Below are 15,525 nucleotides of genomic sequence, written 5' to 3' on the forward strand. Positions count from 1 at the left end.
TTCATCCTCTGATACTATTGCACTAAGTTAATATCATGTGATGGAGAAACGGAGATCCACAACAACGCTTTACTAGGTGACAAATGACCCTGATGTAAAGTATGTTTGTTGTGGATCTTTTTCTTTATCTTTTCTACACATTCATAGGGGATGGCAACTGAACCAGAGGAGGAATTTTTCATGACACCATTTTGGGGAGAAGTCGTAGGTACAATGCTGCTCATTATTTTTGGGGGCGGTGTGTGTGCGGCAGTTAATTTAAAGAAATCACTCGCATATCAATCCGGCTGGATTGTAATCGCTTTCGGATGGGGATTTGCAGTAGCCATTGCAGCATATGCAACTGGTGGAATTAGCGGAGCGCATTTAAACCCTGCACTCACAATTGGGCTTGCGCTAGAAGGAATTTTTCCTTGGGCTGATGTTCCAATGTATATTGTTGGTCAAATGCTTGGTGCACTAATAGGGGCTACTATTGTCTTTTTACATTACTTACCGCACTGGAAAGCAACAGATGATCCAGGTGCAAAGCTAGGCGTATTCTCAACTGGTCCTGCGATTCCGCATACTTTTGCAAACGTACTTAGTGAAGTCATCGGTACATTTGTATTGGTTCTAGGAATCTTAGCGATTGGTGCAAATAAATTTGCAGACGGAGTCAATCCGCTGATTGTTGGTTTCTTAATTGTTGCAATTGGTCTTTCTTTAGGTGGAACAACTGGTTATGCAATTAACCCTGCACGTGATTTAGGTCCGAGAATCGCACATGCGATCTTGCCGATTCCAGGGAAAGGCCCATCGAACTGGAAGTATGCTTGGGTGCCAGTCGTTGGTCCAATTTTAGGCGGTGCATTTGGCGGTGTTTTCTACAATGCAGCCTTTAAAGCGAACGTCACACCAGCCTTTTGGATTGTAAGCGTTATTTTAGTTGTGGTATTGTTAGGACTCTATATCACTACGAAAAACCAAACAAATGCTGTAAATGAAAGTATGTAAGGGGAGGAAAACATCATGACAAAAGAAAAATATATTCTTGCATTAGATCAAGGGACAACAAGCACAAGAGCGATCTTATTTGATCAAGAAGGCAAAATTGCACATACAACTCAGAAGGAATTTAATCAATATTTTCCGAACCCAGGCTGGGTAGAACACAATGCAAATGAAATTTGGAGCTCTGTTCTATCGGTCATTTCAACTGCTTTAATTGAATCAGGAATTGAAGCAGACCAAATCGCTGGTATCGGAATTACGAACCAACGTGAGACAGCGGTTGTTTGGGATAAACATACAGGCGCACCTATTTACAATGCAATTGTTTGGCAGTCAAGACAAACATCTGGCATTTGTGAAGAGTTAAAAGCGCAAGGACACAGTAAAACGTTTAGAAATAAAACAGGTCTTCTCATCGATGCTTATTTCTCAGGTACAAAAGTAAAATGGATATTAGACAATGTAGAAGGTGCCCGTGAGAAAGCAGAAAATGGCGACTTACTGTTTGGCACAATCGATACTTGGCTTATTTGGAAGATGACAGGCGGTAAATCACACGTCACAGATTACTCCAATGCGTCAAGAACATTAATGTTCAACATTTACGATCTGAAATGGGATCAAGAATTACTTGATATCCTTGGCGTACCGGCTTCTATGCTTCCAGAGGTGAAACCATCTTCACACATTTATGGTGAAACAACAGACTATCACTTCTTTGGCAGAAATATTCCGATTGCAGGAGCGGCGGGAGATCAGCAGGCTGCTTTATTCGGTCAGGCTTGCTTTGAAGAAGGAATGGCGAAGAACACATATGGTACAGGATGTTTCATGTTGATGAATACAGGGGAAAAAGCCATTAAGTCGGATCATGGTTTATTAACGACGATTGCATGGGGCATTGACGGCAAAGTTGAATATGCTTTAGAAGGAAGTATTTTCGTTGCTGGCTCAGCGATTCAGTGGCTGCGTGATGGACTCAGAATGTTTAAAGACTCGAAAGACAGCGAAGCTTATGCAGAGCGCGTTGAGTCAACAGATGGCGTATACGTCGTTCCGGCATTCGTTGGTCTAGGCACACCATACTGGGATAGTGATGTCAGAGGCGCTGTATTCGGGTTAACACGCGGTACCTCTAAAGAGCACTTTGTCCGTGCAACGTTAGAATCACTTGCTTATCAAACGAAAGATGTGTTAGATGCGATGGAAAAGGATTCAAACATTTCATTAAAAACATTGCGTGTGGATGGCGGAGCTGTAAAAAATGATTTCTTAATGGGCTTCCAAAGTGATTTACTGGATGTGCCTGTAGAGCGTCCAGAAATTAATGAAACGACGGCACTCGGTGCGGCCTATCTTGCGGGAATAGCAGTTGGCTTCTGGAACGACCGTTCAGACATTGCAAAACAATGGAACCTTGACAAGCGCTTTGATCCTAAGATGGAAGAAGACAGCCGTGACTCGTTATACAGCGGGTGGAAAAAGGCTGTAAAAGCAGCTCAAGCTTTCAAATAAGCCAAAAGTATGGTATACTTCAATTAAGTTAATAGAACGGTTGGAGAACTGGAGAGACCGCAGGCACCGAAGTGTAGAAATACGCTTTGGGTGTTTGCGGTCTCTTCTTCTTTACCGTACAACATGGGAGGAACAAGAGATGACTTTTTCTAGCTTAGAAAGAGAACAAATGCTGCAGGAAATGACAAAAAAACCATATGATGTGTTTATCATTGGTGGGGGTATTACAGGCGCGGGTACAGCACTTGATGCGGCTTCACGGGGAATGCGCGTCGGTCTTGCAGAAATGCAGGATTTCGCAGCAGGTACATCTAGCCGCTCAACGAAACTAGTGCACGGTGGACTTCGTTATTTAAAACAATTTGAAGTAAAAATGGTCGCAGAGGTCGGTAAAGAGCGTGCCATTGTATACGAAAACGGTCCTCATGTGACAACACCAGAATGGATGCTTCTGCCGATGCATAAAGGCGGGACATTCGGTAAGTTTTCAACATCCATTGGGCTTAGAGTGTATGACTTTTTAGCTGGCGTCAAGCATAGCGAACGCAGAAGCATGCTGACCGCGAAGGAAACACTTGCAAAAGAACCGCTTGTGAAAAAGGACGGCTTAAAAGGCGGTGGCTACTATGTTGAATACCGTACGGACGATGCACGCCTTACAATCGAAGTCATGAAAGAGGCTGTGAAATTCGGAGCAGAAGCGGTCAACTATGCGAAAGTAAAAGAATTTATTTATGATAAAGGCAAAGTTGTCGGTGTTGTCATTGAAGATGTCATGACGGAGAAAACCTACGATGTATATGCGAAGAAAATCGTCAATGCGACAGGTCCATGGGTCGATCAACTAAGAGACAAGGATCACTCAAAAGAAGGGAAGCATTTACAGCATACAAAAGGTATTCACTTAGTATTCGACCAATCAGTCTTCCCATTAAAACAAGCGATCTACTTTGACACACCTGATAAACGGATGGTCTTTGCGATTCCAAGAGAAGGAAAAACGTACGTTGGAACAACAGATACAGTGTACAAAAAGCAGTTGGAACATCCGCGTATGACAAAAGCAGATCGAGATTATGTCATCAAAGCGATTCAATACATGTTCCCTGATCTCAATATTACAGAAAAAGATGTTGAATCTAACTGGGCTGGTCTTCGTCCACTTATTCATGAAGAGGGCAAAGACCCTTCAGAAATTTCTCGTAAGGATGAAGTATGGACATCATCTTCAGGCTTAATCACCATTGCTGGCGGTAAATTAACAGGCTACCGCAAAATGGCTGAGCACATTGTGAATCTTGTACGTGATGGACTGAAAGAAGAAACAGGCAAAGACTTCGGGCCATGTAAAACAAAGCATATGCCAATTTCAGGCGGTCATGTAGGCGGATCTAAAAATATGGCTGCCTTTGTCCAAGCGAAAACAGCAGAAGGAGCATCTGTTGGTTTAACAGAACCGATTGCTCAAAAACTCGCCGAAAAATATGGCTCAAACGTCAGCAGTCTCTTCAAGCGTGTAGAGCAGCTTCAAGGTGAAGCAGACAAACGAAACATTCCAGCGTATGTACTCGCAGAGCTTGTCTATGCAATCGAAGAAGAATTAGCTGTTACTCCTGTCGATTTCTTCTTAAGAAGAACAGGAAGCCTACTATTTAATATCAACTGGGCAAAAAAATATGCACAGCCAGTCGCTGATTATATGGCAGAGCGTTTTGGCTGGGATGAAGCAGTAAAACAGAAGCATCAAACAGAATTAGATCAACTATTCCATGAAGCAGTTGTACCGCTTGATGCTGAATAAAAGAAAAGCCGATCATGTATCGGCTTTTCAGCGTGTAGACAAACCCTCGCATTCTTTGTCTGGTCTGTGCGCCGGTGCTCGTCCTTTCTAGACTTCAAGGGTTTTCAGACTACGCTGAAAGGAAGCCAAAGAACTAAAATAAAGATCATTTTAGCCCTTTGTCAGCAATAAGTAAAAGCCGATCATGCATCGGCTTTTTTTATTTGTTCAGCATTTTCTTCATCTCTCAATGATATAGCATGACATAAAGGTTGATTCCATATAAAATAGCAGTAGAGGTTATTTTATTGATGATAAGAGCTGGGAGGACGACCATGAGTTGGAAGACGAATTATGAGCGATGGATCAATGAGAAGCACCTGGATACTGAGCTAAGGGAATGGCTGGAGGCACATCAAGATAATCAACAAGCACTTGAAGACTGTTTCTACAAAAACCTTGAGTTCGGCACTGGAGGAATGCGCGGGGAGATTGGTGCTGGCACGAACCGAATGAATGTGTACACGGTTCGTAAAGCATCTGCAGGTCTTGCTGCGTATATTGCGAAACATGGAGAGGATGCAAAAAGAAGAGGCGTCGCCATTGCATATGATTCACGCCATAAATCGCCTGAATTTGCGATGGAAGCAGCCAAAACTCTTGCCGCGCAGGGCATTCAAACATACGTATTTGACGAACTGCGTCCAACACCAGAGCTCTCCTTTGCTGTACGAGAGCTGAATGCATTTGCTGGGATTGTCGTAACAGCAAGTCATAATCCACCAGAATATAATGGCTATAAAGTATATGGAGAAGACGGCGGACAGCTGCCTCCACTTCAAGCAGATCAAGTCATTCAAGAAGTAGATGCAATAGAAAATGAACTGTCGATTTCAGTTGATTCAGAAGAAATGTTAAAACAACAAGGGCTGATCAACATGATCGGAGCAGAAATCGATCATGCTTATATTGAAAAATTAAAAACCATCAGTGTGCACCCTGAGCTGGCAGATGAGGTCGATGTCAAAGTCGTTTTCACACCGCTTCATGGTACGGCCAACGAGCCTGTCCGAAAAGGGCTTCAAGCTTTAGGCTATCAGCACGTAACCGTTGTACCTGAACAAGAAAGACCAGATCCACAATTTTCAACAGTGACATCGCCAAATCCAGAGGAGCATGCAGCATTTGAGTATGCCATCAAGCTTGGCGAAAAGCAGAATGCCGATATCCTCATTGCAACAGACCCAGATGCGGATAGGCTAGGTATTGCGGTCAGAGATCATGATGGAGAGTTTACCGTCTTAACAGGCAACCAAACAGGAGCCCTATTGCTCCATTATTTATTGTCTGAAAAACAAAAGCTTGGTCAGCTGCCGCCTCGTCCTGTTGTGATGAAAACGATTGTCACAAGTGAGCTCGGGCGTGCTGTTGCTTCAGCATTTGGTGCCCATACGATTGACACGCTTACTGGTTTTAAATTTATCGGTGAAAAAATCAAGCAATTCGAAGAGAGCGGGGAATACACGTTTCAATTCGGGTACGAAGAAAGCTATGGCTATTTGATCGGTGACTTTGCCCGAGATAAAGATGCCGTGCAAGCAGCGCTGTTAGCTGTCGAAGTCGCTGCTTTCTATAAAAAACAAGGCAAGTCCTTGTATGATGCGCTTGTTGATATTTTCAAGGAGTTTGGATTTTACCGGGAAGGGTTAAAGTCGTTAACCTTAAAAGGAAAAGAAGGAGCAGAGCAAATTTCAGCGATCCTTCATACCTTTAGAACAAATCCGCCAGCTGCTATCGCGGGTCAGCGCATCACTGTCATCGAGGATTACCAATCAAGTCAAAGATATCTGATTGCCGAAAAGAAAGAAGAAACCATTCACCTTCCAGCATCAAACGTGCTGAAATATTTCCTTGAGGATGGTTCGTGGTTCTGCTTAAGACCTTCCGGAACTGAGCCTAAAGTGAAATTTTATATTGCTGTCAAAGGTACATCGTTAACAGATAGCGAAGAAAAGCTGAAGCATTTGTCAGAAGAAGTGATGAAAGTCGTTTATGAAATTGTGGAAGAAACAGCTAAATAAACAAACAAGGCCATTGTGTGAATACATGATGGCTTTTTCTCCATCAAAAGGATGAGAAAAAATCATCCTTTTAGAGAAAGAACCGGCAGAATGCTCATGATATAATGAGCGTAATGAAAAGAGAAGGCAGCAAATGCCGGGGGTAAACAGTATGGGAGAATATCAAGAGAAGGTTGAAACATTAAAAACGTTAAAAGAAATTGCTGAAAAGCTAAATGAAGGCACGGAAATGAAAGATACGCTTCATGAAGTGCTCCATATGCTGATGGATGTCACAGGCTTTCATTCCGCATGGATTTATTTTATAGAAAAAGACGGCTCGTACGAACTGATGGCAGAGGTCTCCTTACCCGAAGCGCTGGCAAAGCATCAAAAGCAGCTCATGTGCCAAAACGATTGCTATTGCATCAATCGATACACAAAAGGTTCACTCCAATCAGCCACAAACATTATGAATTGTAAACGCATCGAAACGGCGATGAAAAAGCAGCTTGGGGATACTGAAGGAATTACGCATCATGCGACGGTTCCCCTCAAAGCATGTAAGCGTACGTTCGGGTTATTGAATGTGGCGGCAAAAGGAAAAGTCACATTTACGCAAGAAGAATTGAACTTGCTTGAAAGCATTGCGCTTCAAATTGGTACCGCCATTCAACGGATGAAGCTTGTGCAAAACGAACATCAGCATGCTCTTTTGGAAGAAAGAAACCGGCTTGCACAGGACTTACATGATTCCGTTAACCAAATGCTATTTTCAGTCAGCCTGACTGCTAAAGCCGCCCGTCAAATGACAAACGATCAGAATCTAGGGGAAATGATTGATTTTATTCAGCATTTGTCACAAGATGCACTGGTTGAAATGCGGTCACTCATTTGGCAGCTAAGGCCAAGAGGACTTGAAAAAGGATTCACAACAGGGATTCAAGAGTATGCAAAGCTTTTAGGATTACGCTGTACATTATCGTTATCAGGCTGTATGGAGATGGATCATTCCCAGCATGAAACGTTGTTTCGGGTATGCCAAGAAGCGCTGAATAATTGTCAAAAACATGCGGAAGTAGAGGAAGTCAAGGTCCAGCTTGAACAATCAAAAGACACGTTTGAGATGAAAATCATCGACCACGGAAAAGGGTTTCAGTATGACGAGCAAATGAGCCTCCCTTCACTTGGTCTGAAAGGGATGTCTGACCGTATCAAAAGAGCTGGTGGAACATTTTGTATAGAGTCTGAGCTCGGTAAAGGAACCACTATTCAAGTGAAGGTGCCATTTTCTCAAGAAAGGAAGGGGTCGTCATGAGAGTTGTCATTGCAGATGATCATCATATTGTGAGAAAAGGGCTTGTGTTTTTCCTGCAGACACAGCCTGACGTCGAAATCGTTGGTGAGGCTTCTAATGGAGAAGAAGCATTAGAAATTGTCAGACAAACGCGGCCTGATATCGTTCTCATGGATTTATCGATGCCTGTAATGAATGGCATTGAGGCAACGAAACAAATGACGCTGGAAATGCCTGATACCCCCATTGTGATCCTGACAAGCTATGCGGATAAAGATTATGTTATTCCCGCCATTCAAGCAGGGGCAAAAGCCTATCAACTCAAGGATGTAGCGCCAGAAAAACTTCTTACGACAATGATTGACGTACAAAAAGGCACCTATCAATTAGATGGTCATATCACCAATTTTCTTGTGCAGCATTTGACTGAGCCAAAAGAGCAAAAATGGGAGTTAATGAAAGAGCTGACCAATAGAGAGCGAGATGTCTTATTCGAAATTGCAAAGGGGAAAAGCAATAAAGAAATTGCCTCATCCTTGTTTATTTCTGAAAAAACTGTCAAAACGCACGTATCTCATGTATTATCAAAACTAGAGCTGGCAGATCGTACCCAAGCGGCTCTGTATGCAGTGGATTATCAAAAAAGTCAGCCTAAAGAGCTGCTATAACGGAAGGGAATTTAGTCGTTATGCTAAAACTTTTAAGCGCACATTCAGTTCAATGAATTGAATAAAAAGAGCACGGTTGTTGGTTTATTTGACGTGCCCTTTTGCGTGAAAAGAGAAGCATGTTCAGTCTAATTTCTATGAGTAAAACGAAAAAAGACTTAATGAGTATATGCTCATCAAGTCTTTTTTTATTTTGAAGGGGGGGATAAACCGGCTGACTAAAGGTGAAATGATAAAAGGAGGAAATGAGCATGGAGACATATGAATTAGTGAGTGATTATCGCCATAATGAAAAATTGAAAGAAAGTTTTAATCAGTTAGCGATCAAGACATTTGATTTGGATTTTAGTGACTGGTACAAAAGAGGGTATTGGGATGAAAAATATATTCCTTATTCCTTTGTCCATCACGGGAAAGTGATCTCAAACGCTTCCGTCTATCTCATGTCGCTGATCATTGATGGCCAAACGTATCGAGCTGTTCAAATTGGCACGGTGATGACGGATCAAGCCTACCGCCACAAGGGATTAGCGACAAAGTTAATGCAGCATATTATGGATTCGTACGAACATGATTGTGATTTGATCTTTCTTTTTGCCAATGAAACTGTACTGGATTTTTATCCAAGGTTCGGCTTTACTCGTTATGACGAAAGTGAATTTAGTTTAAATATCGGCAAAAGCGCTATTCAAATGAAAAAGAACGTGCGTCTCAAGCAGCTGACGTTGGAACATGACCTGCCATTACTTGAACAGTTCGCAGAGAAACGCCAAACAGGCTCAATGAAATTAGATGCTAAGGATCATGGCAGCTTATTGATGTTTTATTTTACATTCGTTTGGCGGGATGCCATTTTCTATATTGAAGCGTTGGATACGATTGTTCTGATGAATGAAGAAAATGAAACCATACATGTATTTGATATCATTTCTCTCGAGCGACAAAATATAGAGGAAGTTGTTGCATATATTGTGAGTGAAACGACGGAAAAAGTGCTGTTCTATTTTACACCTGATACGTCAATTGACGGCTTACACGCGGTGAAGGCACCAAATGACGAGGATGCGCTGTTTGTTTATACAAAACAAGATTGGGTAAAAGACCACTTTATGCTTCCAATCACTGCGCACTGCTAAATGTATGTAAAAAGGCTGATCATCAGCCTTTTTCTTTATGTGTACATCGGTTGTGAATAAACTTCAGAAGCAGCAGCCTCTGAAGCATGGTCAATGTACTGCAGGAGCCCATATAAACATTTTTCAACATCAGCATCGTTCCGGTTAAATTGATACGCGTGTAAGAAATGCTCAATACGTTTCGAGAGCAAGTCATCTTGCGTACGTACCATAAGAATAAGTAAATTATCCCATTGCGAGCGATGCGTATAATAAAGTGCTCTATCATAATCCGCCACATTCATCAAACCTTCTCCTTTCCCTTGAGAAGTCCTCATTAGTTTGCTCGGAACATATCGACATTTTCAGGGGAAAAGTTGGTGTCCGCATCAATCGTGTACCGGGAATTATAGGCTGAATAAATGCTTCATGTATGAAAATGGATCGATCAGCAAAACATAAACAAAATATACATGAAAGTGAGAGCAATGATATCATGCAGCCGAAATGGTGGGTGCCTTTTGCAGCAGGAATGGTTTTGTTTGGCAGTTTCATGATCCATCCTCCAACAAATGCAGCGATGCAGCCTGTTGAAAATTGGGAAAGACTTGCGTACACAGCGTTGCAAGAGGAATATGAAGGCGCCGCTTTAAACGATTATCAATATATCGGGCGTACACAAGTAAATGAAGATCAGACAAAAGATGTCTTTCGCGTCACCGTGAAGGAAGGCTCAACGCTTTTTGCTGCGCATGCAGAAATCTATTTTCACCCGGTGACCGGTCATTTGATTAGTATTAACGTATTCCGTCTATAAAAAAGCAGCTCTTTATTAGAGGTGCCCAGCGTGTAGACAAACCCTCGCATTCGTTGTCAGGTCTGCGCGCTGGTGCTCACGAATGTTCAATTCGCTCCGCAAAAGTAGCTGCCCTTCCTAGACTTCAAAGGTTTTCTATCGCGCTGAAAAGAAGACAAAGTGCTAAAATAAACATCATTTTAGCACTTTGTCAACAATCTAAGCACCTCTTTATTAGAGGTGCTATTTCCGGATCAATTATTTCATGCTTCCTTGAAGGTATGAGCGGATATCCACGCCAAGTGAATCGGCTAATCGTTGTCCGTAGTCTTCATCTGCACGATAGAAGTTGCAGATCGCAAGTAATTTTGTTTTGTCATTTACGTCTTTCAGGTCAGCGGTTAGATTTTTGATCAATGCTTGTTTCTCTTCTTCAGAATAGCTTCGATATTTTTCCCCAGCTTGTTTGAAGTCGTTTGGTTTTTCAATTTTTTGTCTCACCATACGATCACCGTGAAGAACTTGTTCACTTTCCTTGTAGTGAGGATTTTCTTTTGGCTGATCATCGTAACGGTTTGGTTCATAGTTAATATGACCGCTTGGACGAGTCGTTGTCATAAAGCCATCCTGCTGATTATTGTGTACAGGTGCATAAGGACAGTTCACCGGAATGCGCATATAGTTGGCACCAAGACGATGACGCTGCGTATCTGGATAAGAGAACAGACGACCTTGAAGCAATTTATCTTCAGATGCTTCAATTCCTGGAACAAGTGCACTTGGTGTGAAAGCAACTTGCTCTGTTTCAGCAAAGAAGTTCTCAGGATTGCGGTTCAGAGTCATGCGTCCTACTTTTTGAAGCGGGTAATCTTCTTCGCTCCATGTCTTTGTTGGATCACATGGATCATAATCAAGATCATCATAATCGCTCAGAGGCATCAGCTGGACATATAAGTCCCATGCTGGGTAGTTGCCATTTTCAATGCGGTCATATAAGTCTCTTGTCGCATGCTGGAAATCATTCGCTTGGATTTCTGCTGCTTCTTCCATAGATAAATTGCGAATACCTTCTGAAGGTCTCCAGTGATATTTCACATATTTTGTTTCTCCATATTTGTTGACCCATCTAAATGTATGCACACCAGAACCGCGCATTTCAGCATAGTTCGCTGGAATTCCTTCATCAGAGAAGAGCCATGTGAGCATATGAGTGGATTCAGGTGTTAAGGTCATAAAATCCCAATAACGGTCAGGATCTTGGATATTGGTTACAGGATCTGGCTTGAGAGAGTGAACCATATCAGGGAATTTCAATGCATCACGTATAAAGAAGATCGGCAAGTTGTTACCAACTAAATCATAGTTGCCTTCTTCTGTGTAAAATTTGACAGCAAAGCCACGCGGATCACGCAATGTTTCAGGTGAACCTTTAGGATGAATAACGGTTGAGAAGCGAACAAAAACATCTGTCTGTTTTCCTTCTTCACTTAAGAAAGCCGCTTTTGTATGTTTCTCCATACTATTTTCAACTTCAAACACACCATAAGCGCCGGCGCCTCTCGCATGAACGACACGCTCTGGAATACGTTCACGATCGAAGTGTGCAAGTTTTTCAATCAAATGGTAATCATCAAGAAATGTAGGTCCGCGGTGACCAGCTGTTCTTGAGTTTTGGTTATCGCCAACAGGTACGCCTTGGTTCGTTGTCAAATTTTTATGATTTGAATTTGTCATTCTTTTTCTCCTCCTGTAAACAAAAAAATGGTTTCTAGCAATCTATATACCCTAATTATATTGAATCAAACATGATAGTCAATATCTATTTATAATAATTTTAAATTAATTATTATTACAAGAAGGTAAAGAAAAAGACGAAAGAATAGAATTCTTTCGTCTAAAGGAGGAGCTCTCTAAGAGCATCTTTGTTTTGTGTTAAATCTTTTAATGTGTATTTGTCAAGAACGCGCAAGTAAGCAGTAAGTGCTTCATGAAGTACATGCTTTAATGAACAAATCGGGGAGATGATACAGCTGTTTTTCCTTGGATCAAAGCATTCAACCATGACTAAATCATCCTCTGTATAACGGACAACCTCTCCAATGTTAATGCTTTCTGGGCTTTTCCCAAGCCTAATCCCGCCATTTCTTCCACGGATCGTTTCAACATAGCCGCGTTTTCCAAGATGATAAATCACCTTTGTCAGATGATTTTTAGAAATGCCATAAACATCGGCGATCTGCTGAATATTTGACAGTTCATTGTTCTCTCTTGATGCTAAATAAATGAGTACTCTTAATGAGAAATCTGTATAATTCGTTAGTTTCATTTTGACGACCTCTAAACCCTATAGAGTTTTGTATCATCGTAACACATTTTAGACAAGAACTGTTCGAGAAAGTGTTAAATGTGTCAACATTCAAAACATGTATTATAAATATTGCTTTTATAAGCTGTCATCCGTTACGATAAAGATATATTTAAAATACATCTTTAGGAAGAAGGAATGACGATGTTATCTAAAGATCAAATGAATGCTATTAAACAATCAGCCCCTCTATTAAAAGCCGAGGGAACCAACCTTGTGACTGTTTTTTATCAAAATATGATTCGTCAGCATCCAGAGCTACTCAATCAATTTAATCAAACAAACCTCATGAACGGAAGTCAGCCAGAGGCGCTTGCTGCGACACTATATCAAGCTGCACTACACATCGATCGATTAGAAGAATTACTTCCTGCGGTCAAACAGATTGCCCATAAGCATGTCAGTGTGATGGTCAAAAAAGAGCAATATCCAATCGTCGGATATCACTTGATTGAAGCGATGAAAGAAGTGTTTGGTTTAACGGAAAAAGATGACACGCTTTTAGCTTGGAAGGCCGCATATGACATCATTGCAAATATTTTTATCACGATTGAAGCAGAAATGATGGAGGTGAATGTAAAGCAACCTGGTGGATGGGCAGATGTGAAGCCGTTTGTGATAAAGAAAAAGGTACAGGAATCTCCAGCGCTGATCTCCTTTTACTTAGTACCAGAAGATGAATCAGAGCTGCCAATGTTTGAAGCAGGTCAATATATGACGGTTCAGGCAGATATGCCAGGTGAGGCTTATATGTGTAGCAGACAATACAGCTTATCAGATCAGCATCATCCATCTTATTACCGCATCACAGTGAAGCGCGATGGTCATGTGTCTACATTTTTGCATGATGAAATGGAAGAAGGAGACGTTCTTCAAGTGAGTATGCCGCAGGGAATATTCTGCTTGCAAGAAGCCACAAAAGAGCCTGTTTATTTCATTAGTGCTGGTTCTGGAGTCACGCCAATGATCGGTTTATTGAAAACAGCAGCGCAAAACAGCCATCCATTTACAATGATTCATGCAGATCGATTAGAGGATGTCACCGCTTTTGAAAATGAATTTGAAAGCGTTCTAGCATCAGCTCCGCATGGCCGCATCATCTTATGTAATGAACAATTTGCGAAGTCGGGTAAGGGTGAGCTTGTTGAAAAGGCAGCTTCCCGCATTGACCGTCCTTTCCTTCAATCAGTGGTTGGAGAAGGGAAAGGCCAATTTTATCTATGCGGATCCCCGGTGTTTACACAGGAGATGATTTATATACTAAAAGAGCTGGGAATTCCAGAACAGAATATACATTTCGAGTCATTCGGCGGGCAATCCACGAAAGAAATGGAAGTCGTCTAAACGAATGGCGGAACATCATGTTTTTTTAGATGCGCTCATATAGTAGGGATAAGTCCGATGAGGAGGGATGGTTTCCTTGAGCGTATCAGAAAAACGTCTTTTACAAAGAGCCATTGATGAAATTACAGAAATTGCAGAAGGATTTGGTCTAGATTTTTATCCGATGAGGTATGAAATCTGTCCCGCGGAAATTATTTATACGTTCGGTGCATACGGAATGCCAACACGATTCAGCCACTGGAGCTTTGGTAAACAATTTCATAAAATGAAGCTTCATTATGATTTAGGATTAAGCAAAATTTATGAGCTAGTCATCAATTCAAATCCTTGCTACGCCTTTCTACTTGATAACAACACGCTTGTTCAAAATAAATTAATTGTGGCTCATGTACTGGCACACTGTGATTTCTTCAAAAATAATTGCCGTTTCCAAAACACAAAACGAGACATGGTAGAAAGCATGTCAGCAGCGGCAGAGCGGATCAAGGAATATGAGCATCTTCATGGAACAAAAGAAGTTGAATCCTTTTTAGACGCCGTATTGGCTCTTCAGGAGCATATTGATCCGTCTCTTGTTCGTTCAAAACTAAGCTGGAATATCGGCGATGAAGAAGAATATGAAGATGACCAACCAAAGCGTCAGACGCCGTATGATGATTTGTGGGGAATGGATGAGCCGAAAATACGTGAGAAAAAGAAAATCGCCAAGCCATTTCCCCCAAAGCCGGAAAAAGATATTTTACTTTTTATTGAGGCGCACTCCCGGGAGTTAGAGCCGTGGCAGCGCGACGTCCTCACGATGCTGAGGGAGGAAATGCTCTATTTTTGGCCGCAGCTAGAAACAAAGATTATGAATGAAGGCTGGGCATCGTATTGGCATCAGCGGATAATGCGAGAGCTTGATTTAGATTCAAGTGAATCGATCGAGTTTGCCAAATTAAATGCTGGCGTGGTACAGCCATCAAAAACAGGCATCAATCCTTACTATTTAGGTTTGAAGATTTTTGAAGATATCGAAGAGCGCTATGACAACCCATGTGAAGAATTAAAAAAAGCAGGGGTGACAGAAGGATCGGGCCGAAGCAAAATGTTTGAAGTAAGGGAGATTGAATCAGATATTTCCTTCATTCGAAATTACTTAACAAAAGACCTTGTGATGAGAGAAGATTTGTACTTGTTTCAAAAACAAGGGAGAGATTATAAAGTCATCGATAAAGAATGGAAGGCTGTTCGTGATCAGCTAGTCAGCATGAGGGTCAATGGCGGCTTTCCTTATTTGACCGTGATGGATGGCGACTATTTAAAAAACAATGAACTCTATATTAAACATTGGTATGAGGGCATTGAACTAGATCTGAAATACTTAGAAAAAGTACTCCCATATTTGCATCAGCTATGGGGAAGAAGTGTGCATATCGAATCCATTCTTGAAGGAAAAGAAGTCATGTTTTCGTATGATGGAAAAGGAGTCCACAGAAAATATCTCGCATAAAAAAACAAAAAAAGATGTCTCTTAGCAGACATCTCAGCGTGTAGACAAACCCTCGCATTCGTTGTCAGGTCTGCGCGCTGGTGCTCACGAATGTTCAATT

At 41.6% G+C, this 15,525-nt stretch carries 13 protein-coding genes; 10 read left to right on the forward strand and 3 right to left on the reverse strand.

Annotation, left to right across the window (positions count from 1 at the left end; genetic code table 11):
* Positions 1 to 180 precede the first annotated feature (180 nt).
* The 7 genes from MHI33_RS05255 to MHI33_RS05285 all read left to right on the forward strand — a co-directional run bounded on the left by MHI33_RS05255 (position 181) and on the right by MHI33_RS05285 (position 9,449).
* Positions 181 to 996: an MIP/aquaporin family protein gene (locus MHI33_RS05255; RefSeq protein WP_340909665.1), complete on the forward strand. Its 816-nt coding sequence runs from the start codon at positions 181 to 183 to the stop codon at positions 994 to 996.
* Between the two features lie 15 nt (positions 997 to 1,011).
* A complete protein-coding gene (glpK, locus tag MHI33_RS05260) occupies positions 1,012 to 2,508 on the forward strand; it encodes a glycerol kinase GlpK (RefSeq protein WP_268506930.1) in 1,497 nt (498 codons plus the stop codon).
* 139 nt (positions 2,509 to 2,647) lie between these two features.
* On the forward strand, positions 2,648 to 4,309 hold the full coding sequence (gene glpD / locus MHI33_RS05265) for a glycerol-3-phosphate dehydrogenase (RefSeq protein WP_340909669.1): 1,662 nt from the start codon (positions 2,648 to 2,650) through the stop codon (positions 4,307 to 4,309).
* Positions 4,310 to 4,623: 314 nt separating this feature from the next.
* Positions 4,624 to 6,369, forward strand: a complete 1,746-nt coding sequence (locus MHI33_RS05270; protein WP_340909672.1) for a phospho-sugar mutase — start codon at positions 4,624 to 4,626, stop codon at positions 6,367 to 6,369.
* A 151-nt stretch (positions 6,370 to 6,520) separates the two neighbouring features.
* On the forward strand, positions 6,521 to 7,666 hold the full coding sequence (locus MHI33_RS05275; RefSeq protein WP_106064897.1) for a GAF domain-containing sensor histidine kinase: 1,146 nt from the start codon (positions 6,521 to 6,523) through the stop codon (positions 7,664 to 7,666).
* The gene (locus MHI33_RS05280) at positions 7,663 to 8,313 is read left to right on the forward strand and encodes a response regulator transcription factor (RefSeq protein ID WP_340909674.1); all 651 of its coding nucleotides are present in this window, start codon (positions 7,663 to 7,665) and stop codon (positions 8,311 to 8,313) included. Before MHI33_RS05275 ends, MHI33_RS05280 begins: the two co-directional genes overlap by 4 nt.
* A gap of 251 nt (positions 8,314 to 8,564) precedes the next feature.
* Positions 8,565 to 9,449, forward strand: coding sequence for a GNAT family N-acetyltransferase (locus MHI33_RS05285; RefSeq protein WP_340909677.1), 885 nt, complete (start codon positions 8,565 to 8,567; stop codon positions 9,447 to 9,449).
* Between the two features lie 35 nt (positions 9,450 to 9,484).
* On the opposite strand, the gene MHI33_RS05290 is transcribed toward MHI33_RS05285, so the two are convergent.
* Entirely contained in the window at positions 9,485 to 9,733 is a 249-nt protein-coding gene (locus tag MHI33_RS05290; protein ID WP_340909680.1) for a YhdB family protein, read from the reverse strand.
* Positions 9,734 to 9,861: 128 nt separating this feature from the next.
* Here MHI33_RS05290 and MHI33_RS05295 point away from each other — a divergent pair, with 128 nt between their 5' ends.
* Positions 9,862 to 10,245 carry a YqzG/YhdC family protein gene (locus MHI33_RS05295; RefSeq protein ID WP_003211293.1) on the forward strand — a complete coding sequence of 128 codons (384 nt, stop codon included), beginning with the start codon at positions 9,862 to 9,864 and terminating at the stop codon, positions 10,243 to 10,245.
* A 237-nt stretch (positions 10,246 to 10,482) separates the two neighbouring features.
* Here the strand turns inward: MHI33_RS05295 and MHI33_RS05300 are convergent, their stop codons facing one another.
* Both MHI33_RS05300 and MHI33_RS05305 read right to left on the reverse strand, forming a co-directional pair.
* The gene (locus MHI33_RS05300) at positions 10,483 to 11,958 is read right to left on the reverse strand and encodes a catalase (RefSeq protein WP_003211348.1); all 1,476 of its coding nucleotides are present in this window, start codon (positions 11,956 to 11,958) and stop codon (positions 10,483 to 10,485) included.
* 160 nt (positions 11,959 to 12,118) lie between these two features.
* Positions 12,119 to 12,550, reverse strand: a complete 432-nt coding sequence (locus tag MHI33_RS05305; protein ID WP_003210795.1) for an Rrf2 family transcriptional regulator — start codon at positions 12,548 to 12,550, stop codon at positions 12,119 to 12,121.
* A gap of 183 nt (positions 12,551 to 12,733) precedes the next feature.
* Here MHI33_RS05305 and MHI33_RS05310 point away from each other — a divergent pair, with 183 nt between their 5' ends.
* The gene (locus tag MHI33_RS05310; RefSeq protein ID WP_340909685.1) at positions 12,734 to 13,933 is read left to right on the forward strand and encodes a globin domain-containing protein; all 1,200 of its coding nucleotides are present in this window, start codon (positions 12,734 to 12,736) and stop codon (positions 13,931 to 13,933) included.
* A gap of 67 nt (positions 13,934 to 14,000) precedes the next feature.
* Positions 14,001 to 15,425 (forward strand): SpoVR family protein, encoded by a 1,425-nt coding sequence (locus MHI33_RS05315; RefSeq protein WP_376699992.1) that lies wholly within the window; start codon positions 14,001 to 14,003, stop codon positions 15,423 to 15,425.
* The last annotated feature ends 100 nt before the right edge of the window (positions 15,426 to 15,525 follow it).

Origin of the sequence: Bacillus sp. FSL K6-2971, assembly GCF_038006405.1 — a bacterium.
GTDB classification, from domain to species: domain Bacteria; phylum Bacillota; class Bacilli; order Bacillales; family Bacillaceae; genus Bacillus; species Bacillus pumilus.